This window comes from Roseomonas sp. HF4 (genome assembly GCF_005222755.1).
Lineage (GTDB): Bacteria > Pseudomonadota > Alphaproteobacteria > Acetobacterales > Acetobacteraceae > Neoroseomonas.
Map to the genome: position 1 here is coordinate 123,720 of NZ_STGD01000008.1, position 13,867 is coordinate 137,586.

Consider the following 13,867-nt stretch of genomic DNA (forward strand, 5'->3'; position numbering starts at 1 on the left):
ATGATCCGGACCACCCTGCTCGGCGGCCTCGCCGTCGCGCTCCTCGCCACCGGCGCGCTGGCCCAGGGACCGGCGCCAGCAGCCCCCGTCGAGCCTCGGCAGCAGGAGCAGGCCCCGCGGCCCATCCCGCCCCGGGCCTTCCGCACGCCCGAGGAAGGCTTCGCCGCCTTCGTCGCCGCGCTGCGCGCGCGCAGCGAGACACAGGGCGTAAGCATCCTCGGGAGCGCCGGATACCGCTACCTCCGCTCCGGCGACCCGGTCGCGGACCGCACCGCGCGCGACCGCTTCCTCGAAGCCTATGACCGGAAGAACGAGATCGTCCGGCCTTCCCCCGGCCGCGCCATCCTGCAGATCGGTGACGACGCCTGGCCGTTTGCGTTCCCGATGGTGCAGCGCGGCAGCACCTGGCGGTTCGATGCCGTCGCCGGCGGGCAGGAGTTGGCCGACCGCCGGATCGGGCGCAACGAGCTCGACACCATCGAGACGCTGCGCGCCGTGGCCGACGCGCAGATGGACTTCGCCCGAACCGCCGGGCGGCAGGGCGTCTTCCAGTCCTATGCGCGGCGCTTCTTCTCCTCGCCGGGCCAGCGGGACGGACTCTACTGGCCGACCCGGGAGGGCGAGGGGCCGAGCCCGCTCGGCCCCTTTGCCGCGGCCGCGAGCTCGGGCGGCTATTCGCGGCGCCAGGGCGACGCGCCGCAGCCCTACCAGGGCTACACCTTCCGCATCCTGGAGTCCCAGGGGCCGAATGCGCCGGGGGGCGCGATCGACTACGTGGTGAACGGGCGGATGATCGGCGGCTTCGCCGTCATCGCCGTGCCGGCGCGCTACGGCATCTCCGGCATCAAGACCTTCATGATCAGCCACCACGGCACGGTCTACGAGCAGGATCTTGGCCCCGACACGGCCAGGGAGGCGGCGGCGATCATGGCCTTTGACCCCGGTGAGGGCTGGACCCGGGTGGCGGAATGACCCCGCCGCCGCGCGCATTCCGTCGCCCGCGGCCCCGATCCTTTCGCGCCCCATCGATGACGCGCTGCATGACCTCCCGGAGCGGATGATGAGCACGTCGGACACCATGCTGACCGGCCTCTCGCAGGCCTCCGCGCCGGTCGGCCTGACGCGCGGCATGACGCATGCCCTGCGCGCGCAGGGCTTCGACCTCGCGGCGGCGCTATTCGGTGCCCCCGATGCGGCCTTCGACAGCCTGCCGAGCCAGGCGCAGGCACTTCTGCTGAACGGGTTGGTGCTCGATTTCACGGCGCGTGCGTTGCCCGGCCCCGGCGCCACCTTGCGCAGCCTTGACCTGACCCCTGGCCTGACGCCGCTGCCTGAGGAGAAGGTGGAGATCACGGGCACGATCGTGGCACGCCCGGACCCGGAGACCGCGGTGGTCGCGATCGTGGTCAGCGCACCGCGCGGCAGGCTGGCCGAAGCCTCGGCCACCTTCGCCCTGCCTGTCGCCGCGGTGAAGGGCATGGCGGGCGCCCGCCCTGACATCCAGCTGCACACGCACCAGCACCTGGCCGCGCTGATGACGCGCAGCGCCACCTTGCCGGCGCTGGCCGCCGCCGTGGCCTGGCCCTGCGACCGGGACAGCCTGCTCGGCCCTGTCGAGGCAGCGCGGCGCGGCGCGCTGCGCCCCATCCTGGTCGGTCCGCGTGCGCTGATCGAGGAGACGGCCGCGCAGGCCGATGCGTCGCTGGCGGAGTGCGACATCGTCGAGGCGGTGACGCCGCACTAGGCCGCCGCCGCCGCCGTGCGGCTGTGCCGCGAAGGCCGTGCCGCCAGCCTGATGAAGGGCAGCCTGCACACGGACAAGCTGATGGCTGCCGCCGTGGCGCGCGACGGCGGGCTCAGGACCGGGCGGCGGCTCAGCCACGTCTTCGCCATGGACGTGCCGAGCTACCCCAAGGCGCTGTTCGTCACCGACGCGGCCATCAACATCTTCCCCGACCTGAAGACCAAGCCCGATATCGTGCAGAACGCGGTGGATCTTCTCCATGCGCTTGGCATCGCCATGCCCAAGGTCGCGATCCTCTCGGCGGTCGAGACCGTGAATCCGGCGATCCCGAGCACGCTCGATGCCGCGGCGCTGTGCAAGATGGCCGACCGCGGGTAGATCACCGGCGCGATCCTCGACGGACCGCTCGCCTTCGACAACGCGATCAGCAAGGCGGCGGCCGCTATCAAGAAAATCGCCTCGGCCGTTGCGGGCGACGCCGACATCCTGCTCGCGCCGGATCTCGAGGCCGGCAAAATGGTCGCCAAGCAGCTCAGCTACCTGGCGGGGGCGGATTCCGCCGGCATCGTGCTCGGCGCGCGGGTCCCGATCATCCTCACCAGCCGGGCGGACAGCGTGGACTCGCGCCTCGCCTCGGTCGCGCTGGCGCAAGTGCTGGTCGCGTCCAGGCAGGATAGCGGGGCATGAACGAGGGCGTCGTCGTCGTACTCAATGCCGGTTCCTCCTCGCTCAAGTTCTCGTTGTACGAGGGTGATGCCGTGCTGCTCTCGGGGCAGGTGGACGGCATCGGCGTGCGGCCAGGCGTCACGGCGCGCGACGGCGCCGGCACGAAGCTTGCCGTACCCGACCTGTCCGCCGACCCGCCCGGCACGCCGGCCGAGGCCCTGATCGCCCTGCTGCCCTGGCTGCGCGAGCACCTGGGCGGCCGGCCGCTTCTGGCGCTCGGCCATCGCGTCGTGCATGGCGGGCAGCACCACGACCGGCCGCGGCGCGTGACACCGGCGCTGATCGAGGAACTCGCGGCGCTGTCGCCGCTCGCACCGCTGCACCAGCCGCATAACCTGTCGCCGATCCGCGCGGCGCTGGACCGCGTGCCGGGCGTGCCGCAGGTCGCGTGCTTCGACACCGCCTTCCACCGCACCATCCCCGAGGTCGCGCAGGTCTTCGCCCTGCCGCACGCGATGGCCGCGCGCGGCATCCGGCGCTACGGCTTCCACGGGCTTTCCTACGAATACATCGCATCGGTGCTGCCCGAGGTGGCGCCGGACCTCGCGACGGGGCGGGTGGTGGTGGCGCATCTCGGCAATGGTGCCTCGCTCTGTGCGCTGCAGGGAGGGCAGAGCGTGGCGACGACGATGGGCTTCTCCGCGCTCGACGGCCTGCCCATGGGCACGCGCTGCGGCGAGATCGACCCGGCCGTCGTGCTGCACCTGATGCGCGAGGACGGGCTCGACATCGCGGGTGTCGAGACGCTGCTGTACCGGCGCTCGGGCATGCTGGGACTGTCCGGGATCTCGTCGGACTTCCGCGACCTGCTGGCCAGCGAGGATCCGCGCGCGCGCTTCGCGATCAAGGTGTTCGTCTATCGCGTGGCGCGTGGCATCGGCTCGCTGGCCGCCGCGCTGGGCGGACTGGACGGACTCGTGTTCACGGCGGGAGTGGGGGAGAACGCGACGCCGATCCGTGCGGCCGTATGCGACGCCTGCGGCTGGCTCGGCGTCGAGCTCGACGCGGCGGCGAATGCGGCGAAGGCGCCGGTCATCTCGCGCGCCGGCAGCCGCGTCGCGGCATATGTCATCCCGACAGACGAGAACCTGATGATCGCGCGCCACACGCGCGCGCTCCTGACAGGCGCAACAGAATGACGCACGACGCGGCTCTACCGGAGACTGGACGAGGCCGCGCGGAAAGAACGGAAAGGGAGAAGCGCTCATGGAAGGCGTGAACATCGACATCGCCGCCCTGAAGGAGGCCCGCTGCTGGCGCGGCTTTGAGCAGGGCCGCTGGGCGAATGCGATCGACGTGCGGGATTTCATCGTCCGTAACCTCACTCCCTACACGGGCGACGAGGGCTTCCTCGTCGGCCCGTCCGAGCGCACCAAGGCAGTCTGGGCGGCCCTGCAGCCCTATTTCGCCGAAGAGCGGACGAAGGGCGTGCTCGACGTCGATGCCACCACGCCCTCGACCGTCCTCGCGCACGCCCCCGGTTACATCGACCAGGCGAACGAGGTCATCGTCGGCCTGCAGACCGACAAGCCCTTCAAGCGTGCGATCTTCCCCGCCGGCGGGCTGCGCATGGTCGAATCTGGGCTGAAGGCCGCCGGCTTCCCGGCCGACCCCGCCGTGCACGAGGCCTTCACGCAGTACCGCAAGACGCACAATGACGGCGTCTTCGACGCCTACACGCCCGAGATCATGCGCTGCCGGAAATCCGGCATCATCACCGGCCTGCCAGACGCCTATGGCCGCGGTCGCATCATCGGCGACTACCGACGCGTGGCGCTCTACGGTATCGACCGCCTGCTCGCCGCCAAGCGCGAGGAGCGTGCCCAGGTCGACGAGATGTGGCCGAACGACGAGGTGATCCGCACGCGCGAGGAACTGGCGGAGCAGATGCGCGCGCTCGCCGACCTGGCGGAGATGGGCAGGCGCTACGGCTGCGACATCGCCCGCCCGGCCGAGACGGCGCGTGAGGTGGTGCAGTGGACCTACCTCGCCTATCTCGGCGCCATCAAGGAGGCGAGCGGCGCGGCCATGTCGATCGGCCGCATCTCGACCTTCCTCGACATCTACATCGAGCGCGACCTGAAGGAAGGCACGCTGGACGAAGCGGGCGCGCAGGAGCTGATGGACCAGCTCGTGCAGAAGCTGCGCATCGTGCGCTTCCTGCGCACGCCGGACTACGACGCGCTGTTCAGCGGCGACCCGTACTGGGCGACCGAATGCGTCGGCGGCATGGACATGGACGGACGGCCGCTCGTGACGCGCAGCAGCTACCGGATCCTGCACACGCTGACCAACCTCGGCCCGGCGCCGGAGCCCAACATCACGGTGCTCTGGTCGAAGAACCTGCCCACGGCGTTCAAGCGCTACTGCATCAAGATCAGCCGCGACACCTCCTCGCTGCAGTACGAGAATGACGACCTGATGCGGCCCTACTGGGGCGACGACTACGGCATCGCCTGCTGCGTCTCGGCCATGCGGCTCGGCAAGCAGATGCAGTTCTTCGGCGCGCGGGTGAACCTCGCGAAGTGCATGCTCTACGCCATCAATGGCGGACGGGACGAGGTGAGCGGCGAGCAGATCGCGCCGGCCTCTGCGCCGATCACCGCGGAGGTGCTCGACTTCGCGGAGGTCGACGCGAAGTTCGACGCCACCATGGAGTGGCTGGCCCGCACCTACGTGCACGCCATGAACTGCATCCACTACATGCACGACAAGTACTTCTACGAACGGCTCGAGATGGCGCTGCACGACCGCGACATCCTGCGCACGATGGCCTTCGGCATCGCCGGGCTGTCGGTGGTGGCCGACAGCCTCTCGGCCATCAAGCACGCCAAGGTGCATGTGATCCGCGACGACAAGGGTCTCGCGGTGGACTACCGCATCGAGGGCGACTTGCCGAAATTCGGCAATGCCGACAGCCGGGTGGACGACCTCGCGGTGGACATCGTCTCCCGCTTCATGGCGAAGATCCGCAAGCACCCGACCTACCGCAACGCGGTGCACACGCAGTCGGTGCTGACCATCACGTCGAACGTCGTCTACGGGAAGGCCACCGGCAACACGCCGGACGGGCGTCGCAAGGGCGAACCCTTCGCGCCGGGTGCGAATCCGATGCACGGGCGGGATGACCATGGCTGGCTCGCATCCTGCATCTCGGTCGCCCGGCTGCCCTATGCCGATGCGCAGGACGGCATCAGCTACACGGTCTCGGTCGCGCCCACCCTCGCGCATCGGAACCAGGAAGCGACCATCGACAACGCCGTACGCGCCTTCGACATGTATTTCGGGCAGGGCGGCTTCCACATGAACCTCAACGTCCTGTCGAAGGAGACGCTGGAGGACGCGATGGAGCATCCGGAGAAATACCCGCAGCTCACCATCCGCGTCTCCGGCTATGCGGTGAACTTCGTGCGCCTGACGCGCGAGCAGCAACTCGACGTCATCCGCCGCACCTTCCACGCCTCCTACTGAGGAGATGGCCATGCTCGAAGTCGAAGGCGACGGCATGGTGAAGGTCGGCAGCCGCTTCGACCTTCGCGCCGGCAGGCCCCCGATGCCCCCGAGACCGAGGGCTTCGAGGGGCCACAGGAGACCCATGGCTGGGTGCATTCCTACGAGACGGGATCGACCGTCGGCTGACCATCTCGGGCGGCGAGCCGCTGGTGCAGCTCGGCTTCACGAAGGGGCTCTTCGCGGCGGCGAAGTCGATGGGGCTGCACACCGCGCTCGACACCTCCGGCTTCCTCGGCCACCGCGCCGACGACGAGTACATGAGGAACGTCGATCTGGTGCTGCTCGATATCAAGAGCGGCGATCCCGACACCTACCGCCGGGTGACGGGGGCGGAACTGGCGCCAACGCTGCGCTTCGTCCAGCGGCTGAATGCCATGAACAAGGCGGTCTGGGTGCGCTTCGTTCTCGTGCCGGGCCTGACCGACGCGCCCGACAACATCCGCAAGGTCGCCGACGTCGTCGCGCCGATGATGAATGTGGAGTGGGTAGAGGTGCTGCCCTTCCACCAGATGGGCGCCTTCAAGTGGAAGGCGCTCGGCCTCGACTACAAGCTTGCCGACACGCCGACGCCGACGGAGGAGCAGGTGCAGGCCGCACTCGGCATCTTCCGCGCCGCCGGCTGCCGCGCGCGCTGAGAGGGATCGGACCGCATGATGGCCTCCGTCAGCGAGCTGATCGGCACGCAGCCGATCCTCGCGCTGTTCCTCGCGATCAGCCTCGGCTACCTCGTCGGGCAGGTTAGCATCCTCGGCTTCTCGCTCGGGATCGGGGCCGTGCTGTTCGTCGGGCTGTTCCTTGGTGCCATCGCGCCGAAGGCCAACATCGCCGGTCCGATCGGGCTGATCGGGCTGATCATGTTCCTCTACGGGATCGGCATCCTCTACGGGCGCCAGTTCTTCGAGGGGCTTACGGGGCCGGGGCGCATCTACAACCTTCTCGCCCTCGTCGCCGTCGTGGCGGGGCTGCTGGTGGCGCTGGCCCTCGGCTGAATCTTCGACGTGCGGCTCGGCCACACGCTCGGCCTCTTTGCCGGGTCGATGACCAGCACGGCAACCTTGCAGGCCGCGCTCGACGTGATGAAGAACAACGAACCCTCGATCGGCTATTCCGTCGCCTATCCCTTCGGCGTCATCGGTCCCATCCTCTGCTTCTACTTCCTGACGCGGAAGGTGAAGCCGGGCTTCCCGCCCAAGCCCGCCCGGTTCCACATGGGCGAGATCACCATCGAACGGCTCCCCGAAGGCGGCGGCGCGCTCGGCAAGCTGATTGCACTGCTACCCGAGGGTGTTCAGGTCGCGACCGTGCGGCAGGACCACCGCAACCGCCTGCCGGACCCCGATCTCGAACTGCGCGTCGGCGACGCGCTGATGATCGCCGCTGATCGTTCCGAGGCGATCCAGGAAGCCGCCACCCTGCTTGGTCGGCTCGACCCAGGCCGCATTGCCAAGGACCGTGCGGACCTGTCCTACCAGCGCTTCTTCGTCTCGAAGGCCGCGCTCACCGGTCGGAAGCTGGACGAGATCCCGATGCCGGCCGGCACTGAGATCCGCATCCTGCATGTCCGCCGCTACGACGTGGACCTGGTGCCCTCACCGGACCTGATGCTTGAGATCGGCGACCGCGTCGGCGTGCTGGTCCCGGCGGACCAGATTGCTGCGGCACGCTCGCATTTCGGCGACACGGTGAAATCGGCGGCCGAATTCTCCTACGTCTCGGTCGGCTTCGGCATGGTGCTCGGCGTGCTGCTGGGGCTGGTGCCGATCCCCATCCCAGGCGTCGGTACGGTCAGCCTCGGCATCGGCGGCGGACCGCTGATCGTCGCACTCATCCTCGGGCGCCTGCGGCGCACGGGCCCGATCGCCTGGGTCATGCCGCTGCCCGCCAACATCGTGCTGCGCAATTTCGGGCTCACGCTGTTCCTTGCGACGGTCGGCATCAATTCCGGCCAGGCCTTCGTCACCACCGTCGCATCGCAGGGACCGCTGCTGCTCATCATCGGCGCGCTGGTGTTGCTAACTACCGTCAGCATTGTCCTCGGCGTCGGGGTCTACGTCCTGAAGTTGCCCTATGACGACCTGCTCGGCGTCGCCTCGGGCGCGACGGGCAACCCGGCGATCCTGGTCTATGCCACGCGCATGGCGCCGACCGAATGGCCCGACATCGGCTACGCGATGATCTTCCCCTCGGCCACCATCGTGAAGGTCATCGCGGTACAGATCATCGGCCTGATCGCGCTGGCGGGCTGAGCCAGCGTGCCCGACACACGGCCCGGAGCCCTTGCGGGGATCGAGGGCCGCCTGCCGCCCGAGATCGCCGCCAAGGCGGAAGCGGACGGCGTCGCCAAGGCGGGACAGGACGGCGTCACACTGCTCACGCTCGGCGTGCTCGGCGGCGCCTTCATCGCCTTCGGTGCGATCTTCGCGAATGTCGCGCTGACGGGCGCCGAGGCGGCGATGCCCTTCGGCATGGCCCGCGTCGTCGCCGGGTTCGTCTTCGCGCTCGGGATCAGCATGGTGCTGCTCGGCGGCGCGCAGATCTTCACCCGTTACGTGCTGATGGTGATGGCCTGGGCGAGCGGGCGGCTTGCCCTGCCGCGCGTGCTGCGCGCCTGGGCGCTGGTCTGGATCGGAAACCTGGCGGGTGCCGTTGGCACGGCGCTGCTGGTCTTTCTCGCACAGCATCACCTGTTCGGCGGCGGGCAGGTCGGCGTCACGGCGTTGCGCACGGCGCAGGCCAAGGCGACGCTGCCTTTCGCGCAGGCCTTCCTGCTCGGGATGCTGTGCAACACGCTGGTCTGCATGGCGGTGTGGCTGTCGCTGTCCTCACGCCCGCCGGCGCACCGGATGATGGTGATCATGCTGCCGATTGCCGCCTTCGTCGCCGCTGGCTTCGAGCACGCTGTGGCGAACATGTACTTCATTCCCTTCGGTCTGCTGATCAAGACGGGCGCGGCGGAAGGGTTCTGGCAGGCCGCACAGCTCGACCCCGCGGCCTTCCGCACGCTGGACATGGCAGGGGCCGCGCGGAATCTCGCGGCCGTCACGCTCGGCAACATCACCGGCGGCGCGCTGCTGGTGGCCGGTGCCTATTGGTTGCTCTATCGCCGTGGACGACCTGCCGGCAGCGCATGATGCGCCGTGCCACTTCACGGTGTGGCGAAAGCCGCAGGCCCGAGGCGGCACCCGGTGCCGGCCGGTGCGGGCGGGGCCTTCGCACGATGCGGGACATCGGGCGGAACGGACGCGAGCCGGCCATGTCCGCCCGGCAGGACATCACCGTGACGCCCGAACGTCCTGGGGCGGCGATGATGGCCTTCCCGGCACAGAGCGCATGCTTGGGGCAATGTCGCGATCACGCGGCTTACGCAGCGACCGCGCGCTATTCGGCTTCCGCTTCCAGAATGAGTTGGCGGTCGGCGAACCGCGCCCTCACACGTGCCCGGTCCAGGCTGCTCGTGTCGCCAGGCGCGGTTTCGATGGAAGTCGTCATGTCGGGGCGGCGCAGCAGGATGCGAGCTTGCCTTGTGTCGACGTCGTCGGGCAATGGCAGCTCCACGCGGCCCGGGACAGGCAGTTCGGTGTCCGGCAGCGGCACGTCCCGCGCGGCGCGTTGCCGCTCAACGCGCAGTACGACCGTCCCGGATATCCAGCCGCGCCAGCGGTCGATCAGCGGCCCGCTGCGCAATGTGAAGCGGGCCAGCACGCTCCGGTTCTCTGGCTCATGGCGGAGCTCGACGGCGGAGGCATTCGCGGCGCTGCGCGCGCGGAATGTCGCGCCGAGGAAAGCCTCGTCGGGCGCGAGGCGATAGACGATGCGCTCAAAGCGCCTGCTTTGCGGAACGAGGCCGTGCTCGGCGAAGGAGGCGGAAAGGTCCACCTCACGGACTTCCTCCGTTCGTGTCGCCGGCAGCCGCAACACCACGGAAAGCCGCTCGTTCCGCGGTATCGCGACCTCCGGCGCCACGACGGCCGCGGGGAGCACGCGGACGAGCATTCGTGCCCTGTCCGCGGCGTGCTGCCCACGCTGCATCACCGTGATCGACAGAAGGTAAAGCCCCGGCTGGCGCACCTGAAAGCGCTGACAGGCTGACAGGCGCAACCGGGCCGGGTCCTGTTCCGCGAAGGTTTCGGGTGACTGGCAACCCAGTTGCGGATCCAGTGGGGCCGAGCGGACGCCAGATTCAGGCCCGACCACGCTCCAGGTCGCATAATCCGCGCCTGGCGCCTCGATGCGGCAGGTGATCAGGCTGCCGGCGACGAACTCGGTGACCGGAAGCAGGCCGCTGCCCTCGGCGCCCAGCGTCAGGGCACCCGAGGACCGATCGCCCTCGGATGTGCAGACAAGCCCCTGAACGATCGGCGGGTAGCCGGCGCTGACGAGCCCCAGCGTGTACTGGACGGCGACGACTGCCACACCTCCGGCGAAGGCTGCCATCGAGGCGATGCCGAGGGAGCGCAGCGCCGTGCGGCGCCGTCGGTGTTCCGGCTGGACATGGGGGTTGGCGCCAAGGACATCGGTCACTTTCGCACGGCCCGATATCCTTCCGCGCGACTGTGTATCGTCATGGCTGTTCGATGTCCAAACCCTGCGCGTCCGTCACGTAGCAGGCTCGCCGATGAACTGTCCTGGCGGGCTGCCCCCTGTCACCCTGTTTGTCACCGTAAATAACCCCGATCGCGGGTCCAGGCTTCGGTTTCCGCCCTCGTGCGGCGCTAGGCTGTGAGAACGCGCCACCTGCGCGTGTCCGCATGTCAACGGAGATCACGCCATGAAGCGCCGCCCCCTCCTCCTCCTGCTGCCTTTCCTCGCGGCCTGCCAGTCGGTCGAGGCCGAGCGCACCACCACGCTGGTGGGCGTCGTCGAAACGGTCGACCCGCAGTCCCGCGAGCTCCTGTTGCGGGGCCAGGGCGGCGCGCAGACCGGCAAGCTTCTCACGGTGATCGCCGGACGGGGCGTGCAACGCCTCAACCAGATCAACCCGGGCGACCGCGTGACGGTGCGCTATTACCAGGCGCTTGCCGCCCAGGCCGTCCGGCCGGGTGCGCCGGGCAGCCAGCCCTTCGCCGGCGTGGCGGTTCAGCGGGAGGCGGCGCGACCCGGCGGCGAGATTACCCGCGTGCGCGCCGGCCGCGTCACCATCACCGAGGTCGATCGCCTCGGCGGGACGGTCAGCTTCGTGGGTCCTGCCAACATGACGCGCACGGTGACGGCCGAGAATCTCGAGACGCGGGCCTTCATCCTCGGCCTGCGTGTCGGCGAGCAGGTCGACATGGTCTACGAGGAAGCACTGGCGATCTCGATCGAACCCATGAGGTAGCCCCGGATGGGCAGTCGCTGGCGGCGATGCGGCGACGCGCGATGAGGCAGAGCAGTGCCGGCCTCCGAGCGCCGGATCGATGCGCATCGACGTCGGCTGCGCCTCGTTCGGTATGCCTGAGGCCAATTCTGCGGCCGACGCATCGCGGCTGCCCAGCGGAGGATGCCATGTCCCCACGCCCGGATCGCACCGCTGTTTCCCCCTCATCGATGTCGCGCCGCCTCTCATTCGCGGCGCCGTTCCTCCTGGCCGCCTGCGGCACGATCGCGCGCGGCACGGCAGTCCCGCAGGCGCTTCAGGACCGCGCGCAGGTCCTCGGCATCCCGAACGCCCGCTTCATGCCCGACACGCAGGCGGCCGCCCTCTTCGAGGAATTCGCGGCCGCCAGCCGACGCGAGGCACAGCATCTCGGCTTGCCGGCGGACACCGATCCCCGCCGCCTTCCGCCGGCGCATCTGCTGGCGCTGTCGGGCGGCAGCGATCATGGTGCCTTCGGCGCCGGCGTGCTCGTGGGCTGGACCGAACTCGGCACAAGGCCGGAGTTCAAGCTGGTCACCGGCATCAGCACCGGCGCGCTGATCGCGCCGCTCGCCTTCATCGGATCCTCGAAGGATCCGGTGCTGCGGGAGGTCTATACCGCGGTTGGGCCGGACCAGATCTTCCGCACACGCGACTGGCTCAGCATCCCCTTCTCCGACGCGCTGGCCGACACGCGCCCGCTGCGGGAGATGCTGGCCCGCCACGTGAACGAGCCGACGGTGGCGCAGATCGCCGAAGGCTACCGCCAGGGGCGCCTCCTGCTGATCGGTACCACCAACCTCGACGCGATGCGCGGCGTGATCTGGAACATCGGCGCCATTGCCGCGAGCGGCCGGCAAGGTGCTGCCGCACTGATCCGCGACATCATGCTGGCCTCGGCGTCGGTGCCGACCGCCTTCCCGCCGGTGATGGTCGAGGTGGAGGCCGAGGGCCGGACCTGGCAGGAGATGCATGTGGACGGCGGCGCGATGGCGCAGACCTTCCTCTATCCGCCCGCGCTGACGCGGGGGCGCAATCTCCGCGCCGGGGCCCTCGCGCGGGAACGCCACGCCTGGGTGATCCGCAATGCGCGCCTCGGCGGCGAATGGCAGGAGACGGAGCGCGACGTCCTCACCATCGCCGGCCGAGCCATCGCGAGCATGATCGCGACGAGCGGCCAGAATGACATCCTCCGCCTTCAGAGCAACGCCGAGCGCGACGGCATCGACTTCAACCTGACCTATATCCGCGAGGACTTCACCCTGCCCTGGGCGCGCCCCTTCGACCGCGAATGGATGCGCGCGCTGTTTGAGTACGGGCGTCGGCGCACCCTCGAGGGGCGCGCCTGGGAGGGCGGCCATCCCTCCCTGGTCGCGGCGCGCACAGGTTCCTCTGCCGGTGCCGCCGCCGATTGGCGGGCACGGTAGGTCCCTGCTCTGTGGAACCTTCACGCCCGACCTGGGCCTCAGGCGGGCGGAGCCGGTGGAGATCCGCACTGGCGCGTGACGCCGCTGGGGCGGCGCGCCTCAGAGCCCGCCGCCCCAGCGGTACTGCAGCGCGGCTCCGAGCAGGTCGAAGTTGTTCCCCGTGCGCGCTGACACGCCCCTGCTGCCATAGAGGCGGACCGAGTAGTGCGCGCTGAGCGGGAAGGAGAAGGTTGCCCCGAGCCGCCAGTTGCGCAGCAGGTCGTCATTCGCCTCGCCGTCGATGGAGGTGCGCCCGCCCGTGAAATAGGTCGCGTCAACCGACACCCAGATGCCCTGGCCAAAGCTGTAGATGGCGTGGCCCTGGAAGGAATGGAGCGGCTCCTGCGACCGTCGCTGGCCGCGCAGGAAGTCGCTGTTGTCGCTGAAGAAGGTGATGGCGGCCGTCGCCTCGAGCGTCAGCGGACCGAAGCGCTGCGACGCACCGATCTCCGGCCTCAAGAACCACCGGTTGGTCCCGAGGTTCACGGCGCGCGTCGGATCGTACTGCCCCACCGGGACGGACACCTGAACGCTCGCGCCCAGGATCAGGTCCTGCTGCCATGTGGCGAATTCCTCGAGCGTCAGCGCCGGCGCACCGAGGAAATTGACCGAAAGACGGAAGCGCGCGTCCCCGAGGCCGCTGACCGTGCGCTCCACCGGCTGCCCGGCGAAGTTCCCCGTGCCGGACAGCCAGCTGAAGGGCGCGGCCGCGTCCAACTTCGCCGACATGCCCAGGATCTCGAAGGAATGGGCGTAGGCAAGGACGAGGCTCGAAGTCTGGAGTTGGGCATCGGTCAGCGGCACCGCCGGGTCGGAGGACAGGCTGCCGCGCGTGAAGGCGTAGCCGCCGATCACGAAATTCACGCCGACCGGCGTGTTCGCGAAGGCGCGCGGCTCGATGTCCTGGGCCGATGCGGCGGATGCTCCGGTGACAAGCCCAACGGCCAGCGCGATCCGCCGGCGTGCGCGCGGCAGACCAGCGCTACTGGCAATGGCCGCGACAATGCCTGTGCGTACCCTCACGACCGAAGCTTGTTCGCAGCCGTGGCGGGGCGCAACGGGGGCGTGGCATGTCTCCGTCAG

Annotated in this window: 11 protein-coding genes and 2 pseudogenes; 11 read left to right on the top strand and 2 right to left on the bottom strand. The window is 69.5% G+C overall.

Going from position 1 to position 13,867, the window contains the following annotated elements; genetic code table 11:
- The 9 genes and pseudogenes from E8M80_RS13935 to E8M80_RS13965 all read left to right on the top strand — a co-directional run bounded on the left by E8M80_RS13935 (window position 1) and on the right by E8M80_RS13965 (window position 9,114).
- The gene (locus tag E8M80_RS13935; RefSeq protein ID WP_240790030.1) at window positions 1-972 is read left to right on the top strand and encodes a DUF2950 domain-containing protein; all 972 of its coding nucleotides are present in this window, start codon (window positions 1-3) and stop codon (window positions 970-972) included.
- Between the two features lie 88 nt (window positions 973-1,060).
- Window positions 1,061-1,744, top strand: coding sequence for a hypothetical protein (locus tag E8M80_RS27035; RefSeq protein ID WP_370287444.1), 684 nt, complete (start codon window positions 1,061-1,063; stop codon window positions 1,742-1,744).
- A gap of 15 nt (window positions 1,745-1,759) precedes the next feature.
- Window positions 1,760-2,431: pseudogene (locus E8M80_RS13940) on the top strand (bifunctional enoyl-CoA hydratase/phosphate acetyltransferase).
- Window positions 2,428-3,609, top strand: coding sequence for an acetate/propionate family kinase (locus E8M80_RS13945; protein WP_137126313.1), 1,182 nt, complete (start codon window positions 2,428-2,430; stop codon window positions 3,607-3,609). The pseudogene E8M80_RS13940 and the gene E8M80_RS13945 overlap by 4 nt, the downstream one beginning before the upstream one ends.
- 67 nt (window positions 3,610-3,676) lie before the next feature.
- Complete coding sequence (gene pflB, locus E8M80_RS13950; protein WP_137126314.1) at window positions 3,677-5,941, top strand: formate C-acetyltransferase; 2,265 nt, start codon at window positions 3,677-3,679, stop codon at window positions 5,939-5,941.
- A gap of 152 nt (window positions 5,942-6,093) precedes the next feature.
- Window positions 6,094-6,618 (top strand): radical SAM protein, encoded by a 525-nt coding sequence (locus E8M80_RS13955; protein ID WP_255467528.1) that lies wholly within the window; start codon window positions 6,094-6,096, stop codon window positions 6,616-6,618.
- An 18-nt stretch (window positions 6,619-6,636) separates the two neighbouring features.
- Window positions 6,637-7,365 (top strand): annotated as a pseudogene (locus E8M80_RS26635) (hypothetical protein); the annotation flags it as partial.
- Complete coding sequence (locus E8M80_RS27040; RefSeq protein WP_370287445.1) at window positions 7,351-8,229, top strand: TrkA C-terminal domain-containing protein; 879 nt, start codon at window positions 7,351-7,353, stop codon at window positions 8,227-8,229. The pseudogene E8M80_RS26635 and the gene E8M80_RS27040, both read left to right, overlap by 15 nt.
- A gap of 6 nt (window positions 8,230-8,235) precedes the next feature.
- Window positions 8,236-9,114 carry a formate/nitrite transporter family protein gene (locus E8M80_RS13965; RefSeq protein WP_137126316.1) on the top strand — a complete coding sequence of 293 codons (879 nt, stop codon included), beginning with the start codon at window positions 8,236-8,238 and terminating at the stop codon, window positions 9,112-9,114.
- A gap of 247 nt (window positions 9,115-9,361) precedes the next feature.
- Here the strand turns inward: E8M80_RS13965 and E8M80_RS13970 are convergent, their stop codons facing one another.
- Entirely contained in the window at window positions 9,362-10,504 is a 1,143-nt protein-coding gene (locus E8M80_RS13970; RefSeq protein WP_137126317.1) for a hypothetical protein, read from the bottom strand.
- A 247-nt stretch (window positions 10,505-10,751) separates the two neighbouring features.
- Here E8M80_RS13970 and E8M80_RS13975 point away from each other — a divergent pair, with 247 nt between their 5' ends.
- Window positions 10,752-11,300, top strand: coding sequence for a hypothetical protein (locus tag E8M80_RS13975; RefSeq protein ID WP_137126318.1), 549 nt, complete (start codon window positions 10,752-10,754; stop codon window positions 11,298-11,300).
- A 209-nt stretch (window positions 11,301-11,509) separates the two neighbouring features.
- Entirely contained in the window at window positions 11,510-12,745 is a 1,236-nt protein-coding gene (locus tag E8M80_RS13980; RefSeq protein WP_170979410.1) for a patatin-like phospholipase family protein, read from the top strand.
- A 99-nt stretch (window positions 12,746-12,844) separates the two neighbouring features.
- On the opposite strand, the gene E8M80_RS13985 is transcribed toward E8M80_RS13980, so the two are convergent.
- Window positions 12,845-13,807 carry a transporter gene (locus tag E8M80_RS13985; protein ID WP_137126320.1) on the bottom strand — a complete coding sequence of 321 codons (963 nt, stop codon included), beginning with the start codon at window positions 13,805-13,807 and terminating at the stop codon, window positions 12,845-12,847.
- Window positions 13,808-13,867: the final 60 nt, after the last annotated feature.

Bases quoted from the DNA above. Each gene is read 5' to 3' on its own strand.
- E8M80_RS13935 (WP_240790030.1), top strand. From the start codon at position 1: ATGATCCGGACCACCCTGCTCGGCGGCCTCGCCGTCGCGCTCCTCGCC.
- E8M80_RS27035 (WP_370287444.1), top strand. From the start codon at position 1,061: ATGAGCACGTCGGACACCATGCTGACCGGCCTCTCGCAGGCCTCCGCG.
- E8M80_RS13945 (WP_137126313.1), top strand. From the start codon at position 2,428: ATGAACGAGGGCGTCGTCGTCGTACTCAATGCCGGTTCCTCCTCGCTC.
- pflB (WP_137126314.1), top strand. From the start codon at position 3,677: ATGGAAGGCGTGAACATCGACATCGCCGCCCTGAAGGAGGCCCGCTGC.
- E8M80_RS27040 (WP_370287445.1), top strand. From the start codon at position 7,351: ATGATCGCCGCTGATCGTTCCGAGGCGATCCAGGAAGCCGCCACCCTG.
- E8M80_RS13975 (WP_137126318.1), top strand. From the start codon at position 10,752: ATGAAGCGCCGCCCCCTCCTCCTCCTGCTGCCTTTCCTCGCGGCCTGC.
- E8M80_RS13980 (WP_170979410.1), top strand. From the start codon at position 11,510: ATGTCGCGCCGCCTCTCATTCGCGGCGCCGTTCCTCCTGGCCGCCTGC.